The sequence below is a fragment of the Spirillospora sp. CA-108201 genome, from assembly GCF_050936235.1.
Lineage (GTDB): Bacteria > Actinomycetota > Actinomycetes > Streptosporangiales > Streptosporangiaceae > Spirillospora.
Window position 1 is genome coordinate 5,775,290 of sequence record NZ_JBNJNE010000001.1, and the last position, 17,190, is coordinate 5,792,479.

At 75.4% G+C, this 17,190-nt stretch carries 13 protein-coding genes; 5 read left to right on the forward strand and 8 right to left on the reverse strand.

Translation table 11 applies throughout. From position 1 onward, the window contains the following. Nucleotides 1-6: 6 nt before the first annotated feature. The 6 genes from ACQEU6_RS27830 to ACQEU6_RS27855 are packed head-to-tail and all read right to left on the reverse strand — an operon-like array spanning nt 7 to nt 7,670. Nucleotides 7-834: a glutamate ABC transporter substrate-binding protein gene (locus ACQEU6_RS27830; RefSeq protein WP_499336007.1), complete on the reverse strand. Its 828-nt coding sequence runs from the start codon at nt 832-834 to the stop codon at nt 7-9. A 30-nt stretch (nt 835-864) separates the two neighbouring features. Beyond that, nucleotides 865-2,406 carry a GlnX family signal transduction membrane protein gene (locus tag ACQEU6_RS27835; protein WP_499336008.1) on the reverse strand — a complete coding sequence of 514 codons (1,542 nt, stop codon included), beginning with the start codon at nt 2,404-2,406 and terminating at the stop codon, nt 865-867. Further along, entirely contained in the window at nt 2,403-3,173 is a 771-nt protein-coding gene (locus ACQEU6_RS27840; protein ID WP_499336009.1) for an FHA domain-containing protein, read from the reverse strand. Before ACQEU6_RS27840 ends, ACQEU6_RS27835 begins: the two co-directional genes overlap by 4 nt. Nucleotides 3,174-3,178: 5 nt before the next feature. After that, complete coding sequence (locus ACQEU6_RS27845; RefSeq protein ID WP_499336010.1) at nt 3,179-4,498, reverse strand: vWA domain-containing protein; 1,320 nt, start codon at nt 4,496-4,498, stop codon at nt 3,179-3,181. Further along, complete coding sequence (locus ACQEU6_RS27850) at nt 4,495-5,619, reverse strand: PP2C family protein-serine/threonine phosphatase (protein ID WP_499336011.1); 1,125 nt, start codon at nt 5,617-5,619, stop codon at nt 4,495-4,497. The genes ACQEU6_RS27845 and ACQEU6_RS27850 overlap by 4 nt, the downstream gene beginning before the upstream one ends. Before the next feature lie 2 nt (nt 5,620-5,621). Continuing rightward, on the reverse strand, nt 5,622-7,670 hold the full coding sequence (locus tag ACQEU6_RS27855; protein ID WP_499340365.1) for a serine/threonine-protein kinase: 2,049 nt from the start codon (nt 7,668-7,670) through the stop codon (nt 5,622-5,624). Here ACQEU6_RS27855 and ACQEU6_RS27860 point away from each other — a divergent pair. Next, nucleotides 7,564-8,034, forward strand: a complete 471-nt coding sequence (locus tag ACQEU6_RS27860; RefSeq protein ID WP_499340607.1) for a hypothetical protein — start codon at nt 7,564-7,566, stop codon at nt 8,032-8,034. The genes ACQEU6_RS27855 and ACQEU6_RS27860 overlap by 107 nt on opposite strands. Nucleotides 8,035-8,229: 195 nt before the next feature. Here the strand turns inward: ACQEU6_RS27860 and ACQEU6_RS27865 are convergent, their stop codons facing one another. Further along, on the reverse strand, nt 8,230-9,444 hold the full coding sequence (locus ACQEU6_RS27865) for a hypothetical protein (protein WP_499336012.1): 1,215 nt from the start codon (nt 9,442-9,444) through the stop codon (nt 8,230-8,232). 343 nt (nt 9,445-9,787) lie between these two features. Here ACQEU6_RS27865 and ACQEU6_RS27870 point away from each other — a divergent pair, with 343 nt between their 5' ends. From ACQEU6_RS27870 to ACQEU6_RS27885, 4 genes are all read left to right on the forward strand, one after another. After that, nucleotides 9,788-11,137 (forward strand): hemolysin family protein, encoded by a 1,350-nt coding sequence (locus tag ACQEU6_RS27870; RefSeq protein WP_499336013.1) that lies wholly within the window; start codon nt 9,788-9,790, stop codon nt 11,135-11,137. After that, on the forward strand, nt 11,125-12,141 hold the full coding sequence (locus ACQEU6_RS27875) for a hemolysin family protein (RefSeq protein ID WP_499336014.1): 1,017 nt from the start codon (nt 11,125-11,127) through the stop codon (nt 12,139-12,141). The genes ACQEU6_RS27870 and ACQEU6_RS27875 overlap by 13 nt, the downstream gene beginning before the upstream one ends. A 74-nt stretch (nt 12,142-12,215) precedes the next feature. Beyond that, entirely contained in the window at nt 12,216-13,220 is a 1,005-nt protein-coding gene (locus ACQEU6_RS27880) for a cation diffusion facilitator family transporter (RefSeq protein WP_499336015.1), read from the forward strand. 82 nt (nt 13,221-13,302) lie between these two features. Then, entirely contained in the window at nt 13,303-16,719 is a 3,417-nt protein-coding gene (locus ACQEU6_RS27885; protein WP_499336016.1) for a hypothetical protein, read from the forward strand. On the opposite strand, the gene ACQEU6_RS27890 is transcribed toward ACQEU6_RS27885, so the two are convergent. Beyond that, entirely contained in the window at nt 16,716-17,102 is a 387-nt protein-coding gene (locus ACQEU6_RS27890) for a phage holin family protein (protein ID WP_499336017.1), read from the reverse strand. The two genes, ACQEU6_RS27885 and ACQEU6_RS27890, sit on opposite strands and share 4 nt — an antisense overlap. Nucleotides 17,103-17,190 lie beyond the last annotated feature (88 nt).

Here is a 17,190-nt window from a genome sequence, read left to right on the forward strand (position 1 = left end):
GGCGGGTCAGGTGCAGCCCTCGAACTGGGGCACGCTGGTCGTCAGCTTGAGCCCCGACTTGCCGAACCACGTCGTCAGCAGCCGCTGGGCGGTGCCGTCCTGGTACATGTCCGTGATCGCCCGGTTGACCTCCTCGCAGCCCTTGAGGTCCCCCTTCTTCAGGCCGACGCCGTACTTCTCGTCGGTGAACGGCGCGTTGATCATCCGTCCGGGGCGGCCGGTGGCGAACCCGGCGAGGATCAGGTCGTCGGTCGACACCGCGTCGAGGCGGCCGCCGGCGAGGGCGTCCATGCAGGCGCCGTAGGTGTCCACGGTGACCGGCCGCGCGGCCACCTTGCGCTCCTCGATCACGCGGCGCCAGGAGTTGGAGCCCTTCACCTCGCAGATCCGCTTGCCCTTGAGGTCCCGCACGTCCCGGATCGCGGCGGCGTCGGCGCGGACGAAGGTGTCCTGGTGGGCGACGTAGTACGGGCCCGCGAAGGTGACCTTCGACTTGCGCTTCGCCGTGATCGAGTAGGTCGCGACGATCATGTCGACGTCGCCCTTGGCCAGGGCGTCCTCGCGGACGGAGGAGTTCGTCGTCCGGAACGTCAGGCGGCTCTTCGGAACGCCCAGCCTGCCCGCGATGTAGGTCGCGACGTCGACGTCGAAGCCCTCGTAGGTCCCGTCCGGGCGCTTCACGCCGAGCGCCGGCTGGTCCTCCTTCACGCCGATGACCAGGGATCCCTTGTCGGCGATGGACTTCTCCTCCTCGGCGCCGAGGCCGCAGGCGGACAGCAGCGCCGCCGCGGCGAGGACGGCCCCCGGGGCGGCGATGGCACGGGTCGCGCGCATGGCGTGATCTCCTTGATCAGCGGAACTCGGTCAGCGGAACTCGGCCAGCCGGGGACGGACCCCCGCGATGATCAGGGCGGCGATGACGGCGGCGGCCACCGGCGGCACCGCGTTCCAGCCGCGCAGCCCCCCGTCGGCGTCCCTGATCGCCTTGTCGAAGGCGTCCTGATGGACGGCGGTCAGCGAGCTCAGCGCCGCGTCGTAGGCGTCGAAGTCGCGGATCGCGTTCGAGGTGCGGCCCATCCGCAGGTCGACCGCGCCCGTCCGGTTCCCCGCCGACGCCAGCTGCCGCATCCGCGCGTCGTTGCGCTGGACGGTCCGGTACGCCGCGAGCGTCCGGACCAGCGCGTCGCCCTCGCGGCCCTTGTCCGCCGTCCGCGCCTCGTCCCCGAAGAAGCCGAGGAACGGCGACGCCTGACCGGGCCGGTACGCTCCGGCCTTCTCCTCCAGGCCCGCGTAGTAGTTCTCCAGGTTCACCGGCCTGTCCCCGAGATCGGGGTAGATCACCGACAGCGACTTGTCGAGGTAGGTCTGCTCGTAGGTGTCGGCGCGGCCGGGGTCGAGGAGGTAGCGGCTCTCGTCCCCGAACGCGCTGTGGCTGATCGCGCGGGCCCGCGACAGCTGCAGGATCGAGTCGAAGCCGTCCTCCTTGGCGGTCCTGATGTGCCCCGCGTGGGCGGTGAGCAGCCCCGCCCCGACCGCGGTGAGGACGATGGTGCCGAGCGTCGCCAGCACCAGCGCCGGGTTCAGCACGCGCCGGAACGTCCGCACCAGGTACAGCTGCGTCGCGACCAGGAGCAGCAGCGCGATCAGGCCGGTGAGGGCGACCCAGGTGCGGCCGGTCAGCACCGCGGACCGCTTCGTCTCGTACGACTGCCGGACGTTCGCGCCGGTGTCGAGCGTGATGTTGTACGCCTTCGGCAGCAGTTGCAGCTTCATCAGGTCGGTGGCCTGCCGGTAGGCGTCCAGGACCTGCGGCGGCGTCTCGCCGGGCGCGTGGTCCGACTGCGCGTCGATCTGCATGGCCTGGCCGACGAGCCGCTCGTACTTGCCGAGACCGTCCAGCACCTCCTGGACGGTCCGCCGCAGCGCCGGGTCGCGCCCGGCGAGCTGCGCGGCCTGCACCGCCGCCGCGTCGGCCTCGGCGCGGCGCTTCTCGTACACCCGCAGGGTCTCGTCGTAGCCGATGCCGAGGCCGTGCTCGCGGCCGATGAGCAGGATGCTGGAGACCTGCGCGTCCATGTCGCTGAGCGCGAAGTACAGGGTGCCGGTCGCGACGACCTGCGGGCCGGCGTCGTGCCCGATCGTCTCGACGGAGTCGCGCGCGTTGCCGACGGCCACGGTGAGGACGGCCAGCAGCGCCACGAGCGCGGCCACGCAGAGCACGACGTGCGCGCGGATGCGGCCCGGGATCGTCTTCAGCCACCGCCCGCGCACGAACGTCCTCAGGCGGCCGGCGCGCCGCGGGTCGGCGGGCGCCCTGTCCGCGGGCGGCGCGGGCGGCACGGGCGGCTGGGGCGGCCCGGGCGGGCGCGGAGCGGGAGCCGCCGGCGGTGCCGGACTCATCGTCATGGCGTGCCCTCCTGAAGGGACAGCGTGATGGTCGTCCAGGCGCCCACGTGGATGCGGTCGCCGTCAACGACCGGAACGGGCACGTTCACCGGGATCGGCTCCGTTCCGCCGTTCACCGTGGTGCCGTTGGTCGAACCGGGGTCGATCAGGTTCCAGGCGCCGTCCGGCCGTGCGAGCAGGACGGCGTGCAGATGCGAGACGCCCGGGTCCTCCGGCGGCGCGCCGAGGTCGATCTCGGGCAGCAGCGCGCGGGAGGCGCTGCGCCGCCCGATCCTGACCTGGCCGCCGAGCAGCGGGACGCGGCGCTCGGGGCAGTACGGCGGGAACGCGAGGCCGCCGCCGTCCGGCCCCATCTCCGCGACCACCGAGTCGAAGTAGGCACGGTCGGCCATGACCAGCGCGTGCGGGCCGGCGGCCGGGACCGGGGCCGGCTGCGGGGCGACGGGCACGCTGCCGTCCCGCTGCTGCGGCACCAGCGGCACCGCGTGCGCGGTGCCCGCCGGGGTGAACGCGACGGTGTAGACGGTGCCGGTCTCGAAGTCGTAACCGTCCTCCTCGCAGAAGCGGCCGGAGCGCGGCGTCCCGCAGTGCGGGCAGGCCGGCTCCTCCGCCGGCGCGGCCTCGGCCGCGGGGGCGGGCGGCGGCGCGGACGCGGGATCGGGTCCGGGCTCGGCGAACTCGGCGCGCGGCGCGCCGTCCATGAGGTCGCCGCACACGTCGCAGTAGTCGGTGGACCGGGACGTGTGCCCGCTCGGGCAGACCGGCATGGGCCTCAGCCCCCTGCCTCGTCGCCGTGCCGCGTCCGCACGGTCCGGACGGAGCGGGTGTCGAGCGACATCTCGTCCGCCTTCGCCACGTCCCGCTTCAGCCGCACGGTGCCGCGCGCCGGGTCGACCACGTCCACGACCTTGTCGAGCAGGCCGGAGATCTGCTCGTTGCCGACCTCCCGCGCGAGCACGACGGCGCGCCCGAGCCGGGCGGTCGCGGTGTCCTCGTCGCCCTCGCGCCGCGCCTCCAGGCCCTGCTGGATCGCCTCGGCGAGCTCGGACTGCCCGGTGTGGTGCGCGACGCGGCCGTTGATGCGCGTCGACCTGGCCTCGTCGTCGGTCCACTCGGCGATGACGTTGCCGGACGCGAGGACCTGGTCGCCCGCGACGAGCTTCACCCACGCGGCCCGCATCTGCCGCCCCACGTCGCCGGGCTGCACCTCCACGCACACGTGGTACTCGCGGTTCTCGTCGCCCCACGCGCCGAGCGGGTAGTCGCCGGTCTGCGCGCCCGACTCGCCCCGCCGGGCGGTGAGGTCCTCCACGGCCGGGACCATCTGCTTGACGAACCGCAGCCGCGCCTGCTGCGGCGTCCACACGCGCAGCGTCACGTCCGCGACCTGCTTGCTCATCGCGGCCCGCGTCATCGCCAGGAAGTCGGCCTCCAGGTCGGCCGGGTCGGGCACGTCCAGGAATCCGCCCAGCAGCACCGAGGTGATCTTGCGGAGCTCCGCCACGTCCCAGTCGGTGCCGACGCCCCGCGCGTCGCACAGGAAGCGGCCGGTGCACTGGCGCAGCGCCGCGTCCAGCTCCTCGTCGGACTCGTGCTGGTTCTTGCCGTCGGTCAGCAGGATCGCGTGCTTGACGGCGCCCCCCGCGACGGCGTCGTGCCCGGTGAACAGCCGGTCGGCGAGCCTCAGCCACGACCCGATCGCCGTCCCGCCGGCCGCCTCCAGCCGCCCCACCGCGTCCACCGCCGCGCGCCGGGACGCCGCGTCCGCCCGGACGAGCCGCTCCCCCTGCGGGTAGACCATCCGCGGCCGGTTCGCGCCCGCGACCACCGCGAAGTGCACGCCGTCGCGCAGCACGTTCACCGCCGCCCGCGCCGCCCGCTTCGCCGCCGCCATCTTGCCCCGGTACGACATCGACCCGGAGGTGTCGATCATGATGATCTCCGCGGCGGGGGCGCGCCCATCGCCGGGCTCCGGGCCCTGGCCGCCGGACGAGCGCGCCTCCACCGAGACGATCGCGTGCATCTCCCGTCCGCCGGCCGGGAGGTAGGGGTTCTGGTCCACCCGCACGGTGAACTCCGGAAAATCGCTCATCTGCCCCGCTCCCTGCTCGGTCCTGGCGGCGGGTAGCGAAGGACCGCCACCGTCACGTTGTCGTGCCCGCCCGCGTCCAGCGCCGCCCGCACCAGCCGCCGCGCCGCGTCCAGCGGGCCGTCCCGGCCGGTGAGGGCCACGGCCGCGAGGTCGGACGGCTCCGGCAGGTCGTTCCACAGCCCGTCGCTGCACAGCACCACCAGCCCCGGGCCCGTCGGCCGGAACGCCGCCACGTGCGGGTCGAGCGGACCCGCGTCCGCCCCCAGCCAGGCGGTCAGCACGTGCGCCCGCCGGTCGGCCCACGCCTCCTCGGCGCTCATCGCGCCCTGCTCGATCATGGACGAGGCCCACGAGTCGTCGGTGGTCAGCCGGCAGGAGCCCGCCGGCGACAGCCAGTAGGCGCGGCTGTCGCCGACCCAGCCGACGGTGATGCCGCCCTCGTCCACGACGGCCGACACGAACGTGCACGCGGGCGAGGAGTCGGGATCGCCGGGCAGCCCCGCCACGACCTCGCCCGCCCTCGCCGCGGCGTCGCGCATCGCGCCGCGCGGGTCCGCGCCGGCAGGGACGCGGCCCGTCAGCACCTCCAGCGCCGCCTCGGCGGCCAGCCGCGACGCCTCCTCCGACCCGGGCGCCGTCGCGACCCCGTCGCACACCACCGCGCACACGCCCGCGGGAAGCGCCGACAGGGCGAACGCGTCCTCGTTCCGGCTGCGCCGCAGCCCGAGGTCGCTCACCGCCGCCCCGGACCGCCCCGCCTCGGCCTCGACGTGCTCCCGCCCGCTCGGCTGCCGCAGCCCGCACTGATCGCAGTACCCGTCGTCCCCGACGGCGCCGCTCCCGCAGTCCACGCAGGCGCCCCCGGCCGCCGAGCCCTCGTCCCGCGCGGCCTGGGACGGCCGCTCCGGCGGGCGGGCCTGGCGGGGGGCCGGGCCGACCGCGTACGGGGCGTCGCCGGACGCCGGGGCCGGCGAGGCGTGTGGCAGGGCGGTGCCGAGCGGCGGGGTCCTCGGCGTGGTCGGATCGGGGCGCCCGCACTCCTCGCAGAAGCGGTCGCGCTCGTTGACGGGCTCGCCGCAGGTACGGCAGAGCGCGACGGGGGTGTGCTGGTCCGCGTTCATGGTCAGAAGAGCGTCCTCGGGCGGACGGCGTTGGCCCGTTTGACCATCGCGTGGCGGTGCCCGGAGCCGTCGGCGAGCTTGGCGAGCACGCGGTAGACGTCCTCCAGCTTCTTGCGGAGGGCCTGCTCGTCCATGTCGGTGCCGAGGATCTGCTGCCGCACCCCGGCCGGGGTCGTGCCGCGGTCGGCGCGGACCCAGGTCAGCGCCGCCTCCAGCACCTCCGCCGCGAACGCGGCCGACCGCTCGGTGTCCAGGCGCAGGGACGACAGCCGCCGTCCCGCCTCGACGAGCGCGGGCGCGGTCAGCTCGGCGGTGCCGCGCCCCCGGACGGCGGTGGCGACGGCGGCGAGCTGCGCGGCCAGGTAGTGGCTGGAGATGCGGGGGACCGAGTCGAGGACGCGTTCGGCGGACGCGCGGTCGCCCGCCGCGAGCCGGGTGCGGGCGAGCCCGAACGCGGCGCTGACGTGGGTGGGATCGGTGCGCCAGACCGTCTCGTAGTAGTAGCCGGCGGTCGCCGTCTCGCCCAGGGTCTCGTGGCAGAACGCCAGCGCGAGCTTGGGCGCCTGCTCGCCGGGCGCGAGGTCGTACAGGTCGTTGAACACCGCGACGGCCTCGGTGCCGCGACCGCCGGCGAGGGCGCGCGCGCCCCGGTACCAGTCGACGCGCCAGTCGTCCGGGGCCTCGGCGGCGATGTCCTCCAGGAGGTGCGCGGCGCCGTCGAGGTCGCCCAGCTCGATGCGGACGCGCACCAGCGCGAGCCGCACCTCGCGGGACGCGACCGGCGCGGAGGCGAGCGCCGCGGCCAGGTCGGCGGGGTCGCGCGCGGTGAGCCCGGCGAGGAACGCCGCGGCCGGGTCGGAGGCGTACACCAGCGGGACGGGCAGCGCCGCCGCCGCGGCGGCCGGCTCCACCGGCGCCAGGATCGGCGGCGCCCCGCCGTTCCCCCGGACGCCGTCCAGGCCGCCGACGATCTCGGTTCCGGCCGTCTGCTGCTCGGGCCCGAACAGCGGGGACGGCGCGGGGCGGGGGCGCCCGTCCTCGGCCGACAGGACCTCGCGCAGCACGCCGGTGAGCTGCTCGGCCATCTCGGCGGCGCTCTGGAACCGGCGCGCCGGGTCGGGGTGCGTGGCACGGCGCAGCAGCCGGTGGTAGGACTCGTGCCGCTGGAAGAGCGGCACCTCCTCGCGCGGCGGCAGGCTGCGCAGGTGCCGCCCGGTGTAGCCGCGGAACGCGAAGCTCAGCACGGCCAGCGTCCGGCCGACGGTGTAGAGGTCGGAGCTGACCGAGGGGCCCTGCGACCCGATCTCGGGGGCCTGGTAGCCGGGCGTGCCGAAGATCGGGCTGTCCGCGTCGAACGCCCGCCGGACGCCGCCGAGGTCGATCAGCTTGAGCTGCTCCTCGGACTGGATGGCGTTGTCGGGCTTGAAGTCGCAGTACAGCAGCCCGACGCCGTGCAGGTAGCCGAGGGCGCTCAGCACCTCCAGCCCGTAGGCGATGACCTGGCCGAGCGGCAGCGCCGCCTGGTCGCCCTGCGCCTGGCGGGCGCTGAGCAGGATGTCCTTCAGGGAGCGGCCGCCGACGTACTCCATGACGATGTAGCCGGACTCGCCGTGCCGCACGAAGTTGTAGATCTTGACGATGTTGGGGTGCTCGACCTCGGCGAGGAACGCGCGCTCGGCGGTGGCGGCGGCCAGCGAGTCGGCGTCGCCGGTGTCGAGCAGGCCCTTGAGGACGACCCACCGCTCGCTCACGTTGTGGTCGCGGGCCAGGTACACCCAGCCGAGCCCGCCGTGCGCGAGGCAGCCGAGCACCTCGTACTGCCCGCCGATCATCTCGCCGGGCCGGAGCTTCGGGGTGAAGGAGAACGGGTGCCCGCAGTTGCGGCAGAACCCCTCGGTGCGTCCCGGGCGCCCGCCCCGGCTGCGCCCGACCTTCTCGTCGCACTTGCTGCAGAAGCGCCGGTTCTCCGGCACCTCCGGGTTCTCCATGATCGCCGAGGCCGGGTCGCGGGCCGGCACCGGCGGCACCTCGACGAGCCCGGCGCCGAGCATCCCGCGCCTGGCCGAGCCGCTGGAACCCGTCCCGCGGGTGCCGCCGCGCGAGGCCGTCCGCCCGGACCCGACGCTGCCCGACCCGCTCGTCGGCGCGCTGCCGTACGACGAGCCCTGCCCGCTGCGCCCGCTCTGGCCGGACGTGCCCGGCGGCATGCCGACGGGCGGCGCGGGGGTCGCCGGGGTCGTCACCGGCGCCGGCCCGGGGGCGGCGGCCGGAGCCGAGCCCGGGGCCGCCCGTACGCGCCCGGGTGGCCGGGCATGGCGGGGGCGGCCGGACGCACGGGCGCCGCGGTCCGCGCGGGCTGCGCAGGACCGCCGGGCGACGGGCCGATGGGCGCCGGTCCGGTGTGCGACGGGTTGAGCGACACGGCCGGAGGCGGAGGCGCCGCCTGGGGTGCGGACCGGGGCGTCGCCTGAGGCGTCGAGGGCGCCTGGAGGGGCGGCCCCTGCGGGGACGAGTTCGCTGTCGGCGGCGCGGCGGCGGGAGCCATGCCGCAGACGTCGCAGAATCCGTCCGCCTCCACCTCGCCCGTGCAGCCGGGCTGGGTGCATCGGTTCATCGCCGGGTCCCCGTCTCGCTCTCGCACGCCCTGATAGCTCGCTGGTACTCCGCCAGTACCGTCGTCGCCCTGCGCAGGTCGCAGGGCGCCGTCCACAGCACCTCGCGCGCCTCGCCGTACAGCACGGTAAGGCCTTCGTCCTCGGCCAGGCCGAGCCGCGCGGCCTTCGCCCGGTACGCCTCCAGGCGTCCTCGCAGCTCTCCCCGGCGGTCGAGCAGCCCGGCACTGAGACGCAGGTCACCGCGCGCCCGTTCCAGCGCCTGCTCGGCGGCGTGCTCCAGCTCGGCGAAGCGTCCCGCCATCTCCACCCAGCGGCCGGCCTCGCGCAGCCGTTCGAGGGCGGCGAGCCGGTCCCGCAGCGCCGCGCCGAGGCCCCGGGAGGGCTCCGGCAGGTTCGGGGAGTGGATCTTGTCGAGGACCGTCGCGTGGACGTCGTGGGCCCGCCGCTCCGTCTCCTCGACCTCCTCGACGGAGGCCGCGACCCGCGCCACGAGCTCCTCGTAGTCCTCGCGCATCCGGGCGACGCCGGCGAGTTCGTCGCCGAGCGAGGTCAGTATGGCGCAGACGCGGTCAAGGCGGGCGGTGTCGGCCCGGCCGTCCCTGACCAGCGAGAGCGGGTCGGTGCGGACGAGCCGGCCGAGCGCGGTGAGCTCGCGGCCGACCCGGTCCAGCTCCGGATGCCGGGTGCCGTCCAGCGAGTGCGCCAGCCGGGCCGTCCTGCGCCAGCTCTCCTCGGCGTCCTCCAGCGGCTGGAGCAGCGCCGACCACGCGGCGTCGGCGGCGGCGATCTCGCCCGCGACGAACTCGTAGGCGTCCGACATCATCGCGACGGCCTCGTCCAACGTGATGCGGCGCTCCTGCGGGCCGAGCAGCGTCCGGTGCTCCAGCGGGATCTCCCCGTCGGGCAGCTCCACCGACGGGCCCGCCAGCAGCCCGGACAGCTCGGTCAGCGTGGCCGGGTCCGGCCGGGGCGAGCGGTCGCGCAGCTCGCCGGCCGCGTCCAGGACGCGCTGGTAGGCGTCGAACAGCCGCCACAGCGTCGCCAGCCGGGACTGGGCCGCGTCCCAGCGCCGCCAGGTCTCGCCGGTGAGCCGGGCGCCCTTGAGCAGGCGGCCGCCGTCGTGGCGTTCCAGTTCGAGAAGGTTCGCGGCGATGCGGTCGCGCTCGTCCCGCAGCGTGCGCAGGGCATGGTCGACGCCTTCACGGCTCATGGGCGCGGCGGCCCCTGCCCCGCTCTGGTCCAACGTCTGCCCCGCGATCGTCTTCTCCGGTCCCCCCCGAGCATGCCCGCAGAGCCGGTCTGGGAGCACGGACCGGTCCAGTATCGGACGTACGCTCTCATACAAGTGTGATCCGTGACACTAACCGAGACAAGGTGCTTTCCGTCTCGACAGGTCCGCGTCGCGAGACCGCCGCTCTCCGCCGATCCTCACGTGCCCGTACCCTGTGCAGGGGGAACCTCGTTGTCCCTGGTGACGTTACGACAGATACGTCATTTAACGAGAGGAGTGGTGAGTCCGCGGTGTCGGACCCCAGTCATAGACCCGGTGCCCCATGCTGAGCGCGGCGCTGGGAGTTCTCGCGGTGATCGTCCTCACCGCCGCCACCGGATACTTCGTCGCCCAGGAGTTCGCCTACGTCGCTGCCGACCGCGCGACCCTGGAACAGGCCGCCGAGCGCGGCGACACCTCCGCCCGCAGAGCCCTCAAGGTCATCGGCAGGGTCTCCTTCATGCTGTCGGGCGCGCAGCTCGGCATCACGATGACGACCCTGGTCGTCGGCTTCATCGCCAAACCGGCCCTCGCCGAGCTGATCCAGCCCCTGCTGAGCCTGACGGGCATCCCCGAAGGGGCCACGGGCGCGGTCGCCCTCGCCACCGGCTTCGTCCTGGCGACGCTCATCCAGATGCTCCTCGGCGAGCTGTTCCCGAAGAACCTCGCCCTGGCCCGCGCCGAGCAGCTGGCGCGCGTGCTGGCCGCGTCCACCCTCGTCTACCTGACCGTCGCGGGGCCGCTGATCCGGCTGTTCGACCGCGCGGCGGAGCGGCTGCTGCGCGCCGTGGGCGTCGAGCCCGTCGAGGAGCTCCACAGCGGCGCGACGCTTGAGGAGCTCGGCGACATCATCGGCAAGTCCCACAGCGCCGGGCACCTGCCCGCCGACCTGTCCGGCCTGCTCGACCGCGCCCTGTCGTTCGGCGACCTCACGGCCGACGAGGTCATGGTGCCGCGCCCGCACGTCCGCGCGCTGCCCGCGACCGCGCCCCTCGCCGACCTGGTCGCGCTGATCCGCGAGACCGGGCACAGCGCCTACCCGGTCTACGGGACGGAGGTCGACGACGTGGTCGGCGTCGCGGGCGTCCGCGAGGTCGCCGACGACGCGCTCGACCCGTCCACCCCGATCGGGTCCGTCGCCCGGCCCGCGCTGCTGGTGCCCGGCAGCCAGCCGCTGTACGGCGTCATCGAGCACATGCGCGACTCCGGCGAGGAGTTCGCCTGCGTCGTGGACGAGTACGGCGGGCTCGCCGGAATCCTCACCTTCGAGGACGTCGCCGAGGAGCTCGTCGGAGAGATCGCCGACGAGACCGACGGCCCCGAGGACGCCCCGACGTCCGGGCCCGACGGGTCCTGGCTGGTCGACGCCGGCATGCGCATCGACGAGGTCGGCCGCCTCACCGGCCTCGACCTGCCCGAGGGCGACGCCTACGACACCCTCGGCGGGCTCGTGATGGCGGAGCTGCGCCGGCTTCCGAGCCCCGGCGACCGCCTCACCGTCGACCTCGACGGCGGCGCCGTCGAGCTGGAGGTCGTGAGCGTGGCCCGCCGGGTCGCCGAGAAGATCCTGATCCGCGCGGCCGCGCCCGCGGACGTCCCGTCCGGCGAGGAGGAGGTCGCGTGGACCCGCTGACCTCGCTGCTGGTCACCGCCGCGCTGCTGCTCGGCAACGGCTTCTTCGTCGCCGCCGAGTTCGCGCTGGTCGCGGCCAACCGCCCGCAGCTCGAACGCGCCGCCGCGAAGGGCAGCCGCCCCGCGGTCGCCGCCGTCGCGGGCGTCCGCGAGCTGTCCCTGATGCTCGCCGGCGCGCAGTTCGGCATCACGATGTGCTCGCTCGGCCTCGCCATCGTCACCGAGCCCGCGTTCGAGCACTTCCTCGAACCGCCGCTGCACGCGCTCGGCGTCCCGGAGGCGGGCTCCAAGGCCGTCGCGCTCGGCTGCGCCCTCGCCGTCGTGACGTTCCTTCACATGGTCGTCGGCGAGATGGCCCCGAAGTCGTGGGCGATCGCGCACCCGGAGCGGTCGGCGATGATCCTCGCCCTGCCGTTCCGCGCGTTCGCGAAGGTGTCCCGCCCGATCCTGTCGGCGCTGAACGCGGTGACCAACGCCCTGCTGCGGCTCATCCGCGTCACGCCGAAGGACGAGCTGGACAGCCACACCGACCCGGCGCGCCTCAGCCACCTGGTCGGCGAGTCCCGCCGCCTCGGCCTCATCGGCCTCCGCGACCACGAGCTGCTGCACCGGGCGATCTCCGCGCGGGAGGCCACGGTCGGGCACCTCGTCGTGCCCGCCACGTCCGTCACCACGATCGACGCGGACGCGACCGCCGCGCAGATCCGCCGGACCGCCACGGCCAGCGGCCACAGCCGCCTCCTGGTCCGCGACCTGGACGGCGCGATGACGGGGATCGTCCACGTCCGGGCCGCGATCATCGAGCCGGGCGACGAGCGCCGCGCGGGCGAGCTGGCGCACCCGGCCCCCGTCCTCACGGCGAAGACGACCGTGCTGGACGCGGTCAGCCGCATGCGCCGCGGCCGCGCCCAGCTCGCCGTGGTCAACGACGACCGCGACGAGTTCGCCGGCATCGTCACCCTCGACGATCTCCTGGCGGAGCTTCTGGCCACCAACCCGCACTGACACAGGCCGCGTACCTGCGACGACACCGCAGGTGTCGAGATGCTGCAACGGGTTTTCCGGTCCATCATCGGAGGATGAGCGGACACGGGCACGGCCACGGTCACTCGCGGAGGGGGCGCCTCGCCCACCTCGTGCGCCCGCACTCGCACGAGGCGGCCGACAAGGTGGACTCGGCCATGGAGGCGAGCGCCCAGGGCATGCGCGCCCTGTGGATCTCCCTGGCCGCCCTGGGCGCGACCACGGCCCTGCAAGCCGCCGTGGTCGCGTTCACCGGCTCGGTTGCGCTCCTGGGCGACACGCTCCACAACGCCGCCGACGCGCTGACGGCCGTCCCGCTGGGCATCGCGTTCCTGCTCGGCCGCCGCCCGCCGTCCCGCCGGTACACCTACGGGTACGGGCGCGCCGAGGACCTCGCGGGCGTCGCCATCGTCCTGGCCATCGCCGCGTCCTGCGCCGCCGCCGGGTACGCCGCCGTCCAGCGCCTGGCCCATCCACAGCCTGTGGACCACGTCGCCGCCGTCGCGGGCGCCGCGCTGGTCGGCTTCCTGGGCAACGAACTGGTGGCCCGCTACCGCATCCGCATCGGCCGCCGCATCGGCTCCGCCGCGCTCGTCGCCGACGGCCTCCACGCCCGCACGGACGGCTTCGCCTCCCTGGCCGTCCTCTTGGGCGCCGCCGGTGTCGGCCTAGGCGCTCCCTGGGCCGACCCTGTCGTCGGCCTCCTCATCACGGCGGCGATCCTGACCGTCCTGTGGCAGACGGCACGGGAGGTCTGGCGCCGCCTCATGGACGCCGTGGACCCCGCCCTGGTCGACCAGGCCGAAGCCGCCCTCTCCGCCACGCCCGGCGTCCTGGCCGTGGGCGGCGTCCGCCTCCGCTGGATCGGCCACAGCCTGCGCGCCGAGTGCGACGTGGTCGTCGACCCCGCGTCCACCGTCGTCCGCGCCCACCGGATCGCCGTGGACGCCGAGCACAGCCTCCTGCACGCCCTCCCCCGCCTCACCGGCGCCGTGGTCCACCCCGACCCCGAACCCCGGCCCGGTGAAGATCATCACGCCGCCCTGGCGGGACACCGCTGACTCTGCGGCCTGTGAGACGTTAGTCCGGAGCAGAAGGGGAACATACTGGCCCCGGACGATCGATCTGGGACGGGATGGCGTCGTGAACCAGCCTTCGGAAACCAACGGACCCGACGAGAACACCGGACCCGACGAGAACACCGGACCCTCCTACGTCCCGGACTCCGACCTCCCCACGGTGACCGTCCCCCTCCCGTCCGTGGACGAGCAGCCTTCGCCCGCCGAAGCCACCCAGGCCCTCCCGGTCGTCCCACCCGCCGAGCCGCCTGGAACCGACACGACCCCGGGCGCCTCCGAACGAGCGGAGGACCCCGCAGGCGGCATGGCCACGCCGGAGACCGCGGAGGACGACCTGCCCCCCGGCCCCGCACCCACCGCGGAGACGACGGCCGTCGATCTGCCAGACCTCAGCGCGCTGGAGCCGGAGCCGCCCCAGCACACCCCGCTGGAAGAGCCGGGCAAAGGGGAGAACACCGCTACCGGTGCGGCCCCCACCGCCGACGCGACCCGCACGCAGGAACTACCCGAGGCGACACCCCCGGCCACGGTCCAGGCCGACAGCGGCGCGGCCCAGACGACCGACGAACAGCCCACCGACGACACACCGATCGCGGGGACGACGCAACACGTCCCGCCACCCGAGGCAGCACCCCCAGTTGCAGAGCAGGCCGGCGATGACGCGGCCGACACATCGGTCGCGGAGAGGGCGCAGGACGTCCTGGCGGAGGACGTGGAGTTCGCGTCCGGCACGGCCGCTCTTGGACCGGTCGTGGACGAGCAGCCGGCCAGTGGCGCCGCCGCCGAGACGACCGCCGGCGAAGCCGCGCACGCCGGACCGCCCGCTGTCGGTCCCACCGACACCGAGCACGAGCCGTCCGAGTCGGTACCGGCCGTCGATGACCGGGTCGACGCCGGCACGGACCTGACGGTCGACGAACCGCCTGCGGACGACGCGGTACCGGTCGTCGCCGAGGGTGCGGGAGCCGGGCAGGCCCTGGTCGCTCCGGAGCCGGGCGCGGGCGAGGAGTCCGGCGGTCACGTGCCCGGCGAGGGTGTCGCGGGTGAGGCGCTCGATCCTCGGGCGGGGCTGGGGACGGTGCCGATCGAGGTGGCCGAGCCGACGCCTCCGTTGGGGACGGATGCGGGCGAAGCGGGCTGGCGTGAGCTGGTCGAGAGCGTCTACGGGCCGCTGAGCGAGTTCTACGAGGGGATCGACGCGCGGCTGCGGGAGGTGCCCGAGGACGTCCCGCCCGTGGGGTGGGCGCCGTATGTCGCGGCCATCCGGGCGCTCCGGGACGGTCGGGTCGCGGGGGAGTGGGACGCGCTCGCCCGGTTCCTGGTGGCGCCCGGAACGCTGGAAGGCGCCGAGGGGCCGCGGCTCGTCCAGGTGGACGAGGGTGACGACGCGCGGGTCGTCCGTGACGTGGTCAAGGAGCTCACGGAGGCGGACGGGCGGGCCCTGCTGATCGCCCCCACCCCGGAGAAGGCCGCCGACCTGCTGCGCGGCATGGAGGGCGACCCCGACGTCTTCTCGCTGCTGATCGAGACGCAGCCGGAGACGGCGGAGGCGCGGTCGGTGCGGACGTGGTCGCTGCCGCCCGTCGAGGAGCCGCCCGCCGAGGAGCCGCCCGCCGAGCAGGCGCCGCCGCCGCTGCGGGAGCCGGGCTCCAACGGGACGGTGGAGTTCAAGCCCGTCGTCGGCGCGCTCCCGGAGCCGGCGGCCGCGGTGACCAGGGCCGAGCAGCTGCCCACGCTGCCGTCCGCGGAGCCCGCGGAGCCCGCGGAGGGGCCGTCGGCGCCGGAGGCAGGGCCGTCGGCGCCGGAGGCAGGGCCGTCGGCGCCGGAGGCAGGGCCGTCGGCGCCGGAGGCGCGGGTGCGGTCGGCCGCGCTCCGTCCGGTCGGCGAGGCGTGGCGGCTGTCGTGGCAGACGGAGGCGCGGCTGCTGCAGCGCGGGTTGATGTCGCTGGAGCAGTGGCCTCGGGACGCGGCGGAGCTCCAGTCCGTCCAGGCCGAGAACGTGCGGCGGGCCGAGGAGCTGGAGGCGGAGAAGGCCGGTCTGGCCCGCGCGATCGAGGAGGCGCGGGAGGCGGCGGCGGGCGCGGAGGAGGCGGCGGCCGGAGCCGACGCCGAGGCGGAGCGGCTCTCCGGCGTCCAGGAGGAGGCCGAGGGGGAGCTGGCGGGGCCGCGGGCCGAGGCGGAGCGCCTGCAGGCCGCCGCGGACGAGGCGGGCGCCGAGGCGGCCGCGCGGACGCGGACCGCCGACGCCACCTACGCGCGGTGCGTCCAGATCGACGAGCGGGCCAAGACGGCGCAGGCGGAGTTGCAGGGGGCGCGGCAGGCGGAGGCGTCCCTCACCGACGAGCTGGCGCGGGCGCGGGAGGCGCTGCCCGGCGCGGCCGAGGAGGCGCACCGGCTGACGGCGGCCGACGCCGACGCCGCGGCGGAGGGGCACGCCGCCTACTACCGGCTGGTGTCGGCGGAGTCGGCGCTGTCCGCGCTGCGCCGCAAGATGACGCTCGGGCAGCGGCTGCACGTGGCGTCGCCGCCGTCGGAGCTGCGCGGCCTCCGCGAAGAGGCCAAGGCCCGGACGCGGGAGGCGGACGAGGCGGCGACGCGGGCGCGGGAGGCCAAGGAGGCGGCGGAGCACGCGGAGCGGGTGCGGCGCGGGCTGGCGTCGTTCGTGTCCGAGGGCGGGGCGCGGCTGAAGGCGGCGCAGGAGGCCCAGGAGCGGCTCGGGACGGAGCTGACCTGGCTCGCCACGGAGCGGGAGAAGGTCGGCGCCGAGCACCAGGAGCAGGCGCGGCAGGCGTCGGAGGCGGTCGAGCGGGCCACCGAGGCGAGCCTGCGGGCCCGCGCGGCGCACCAGGTCGCGCTGGCGATCGAGGAGCGGGTGAGCACCGCGCGGACGTCCCGCGAGGCGGCGCTCGCGGCGGCGGCGCGGGCCCGGTCGGACGCGGCGGCCGCCACGGCCCGCGCGGCGCAGACCGGGGCAGAGCTGGCGCGCCGCACCGAGGAGGCCGCGGCGGAGATCGCCGCGCGGGAGGCCGAACTGGAGACGGTGGCGGCGGCCGAGGGGCGGTCGCGGGAGAACGTCCTGGAGATCTGCGGCGCCGACCCCGCCGACGCCCCGGAGGCCGTCCCCGCGCACCAGCGCCGCGCGATGGCCCGGATCGAGGAGCTCACCGGCTACCTGGAGGGCGGCCGGGCGGCGGGGAGCGAGGTCCTGCTCCGCACCGCCGACCTCGTCGTCGGGACGCCCGCGGGCGCCGGCCTGACCGTCCGCGACGAGGAGTTCGACGCGCTGATCGTCGCGGACGCGGGGACGGTGACCGACGGGGAGTTCCTCGTCGGGGCCGTCCGGGCGCGCCGCTGGATCCTCGTGGGGACGGCCGGGTCGCGCCCGCCGGGCTACCGGGAGTACGCGGGCGCTCCGTCCGGGCGGCTGGAGCTGAGCCCGTTCGAGCGCGCCTCGACGGCCGCGCCCGGCCTGGTGACCTAGTCCCGGTCCCTGTCGTCGTCGGGGAGGAGGACGTGGAGCACCCAGCCGACGACGCCGACGACGATCGCGCCCCAGAAGGCCGGCCAGAACCCGGCCACGTGGAACGGCAGGTCGAGCCCCTCCGCCAGCTCGCTCGTCAGCCAGAGCAGCAGCGCGTTCACGACGAGCCCGATGAGCCCGAGCGTGATGACGTAGAAGGCGCAGCCGAGGGTCTTGATGATCGGCTTGAGGACGGCGTTGACCAGTCCGAAGATGACGGCGACCGCGACCAGCGTGAGGATCCGCCGGGCGGTGGTCTGGTCGCCGAGCGTGATGCCGTCGATCAGGACCGTGGCGACCCACAGGGCCACCGCGGTGGCGCCGACCTTGAGAAGTATTCGCACGCCACGCATCATGCTGGCCGGGGACCGGCCGTGTCATCCCACTGCGAGGCGATCCGGGCCGACGGCGCCGTCATCACCCCGGATGACC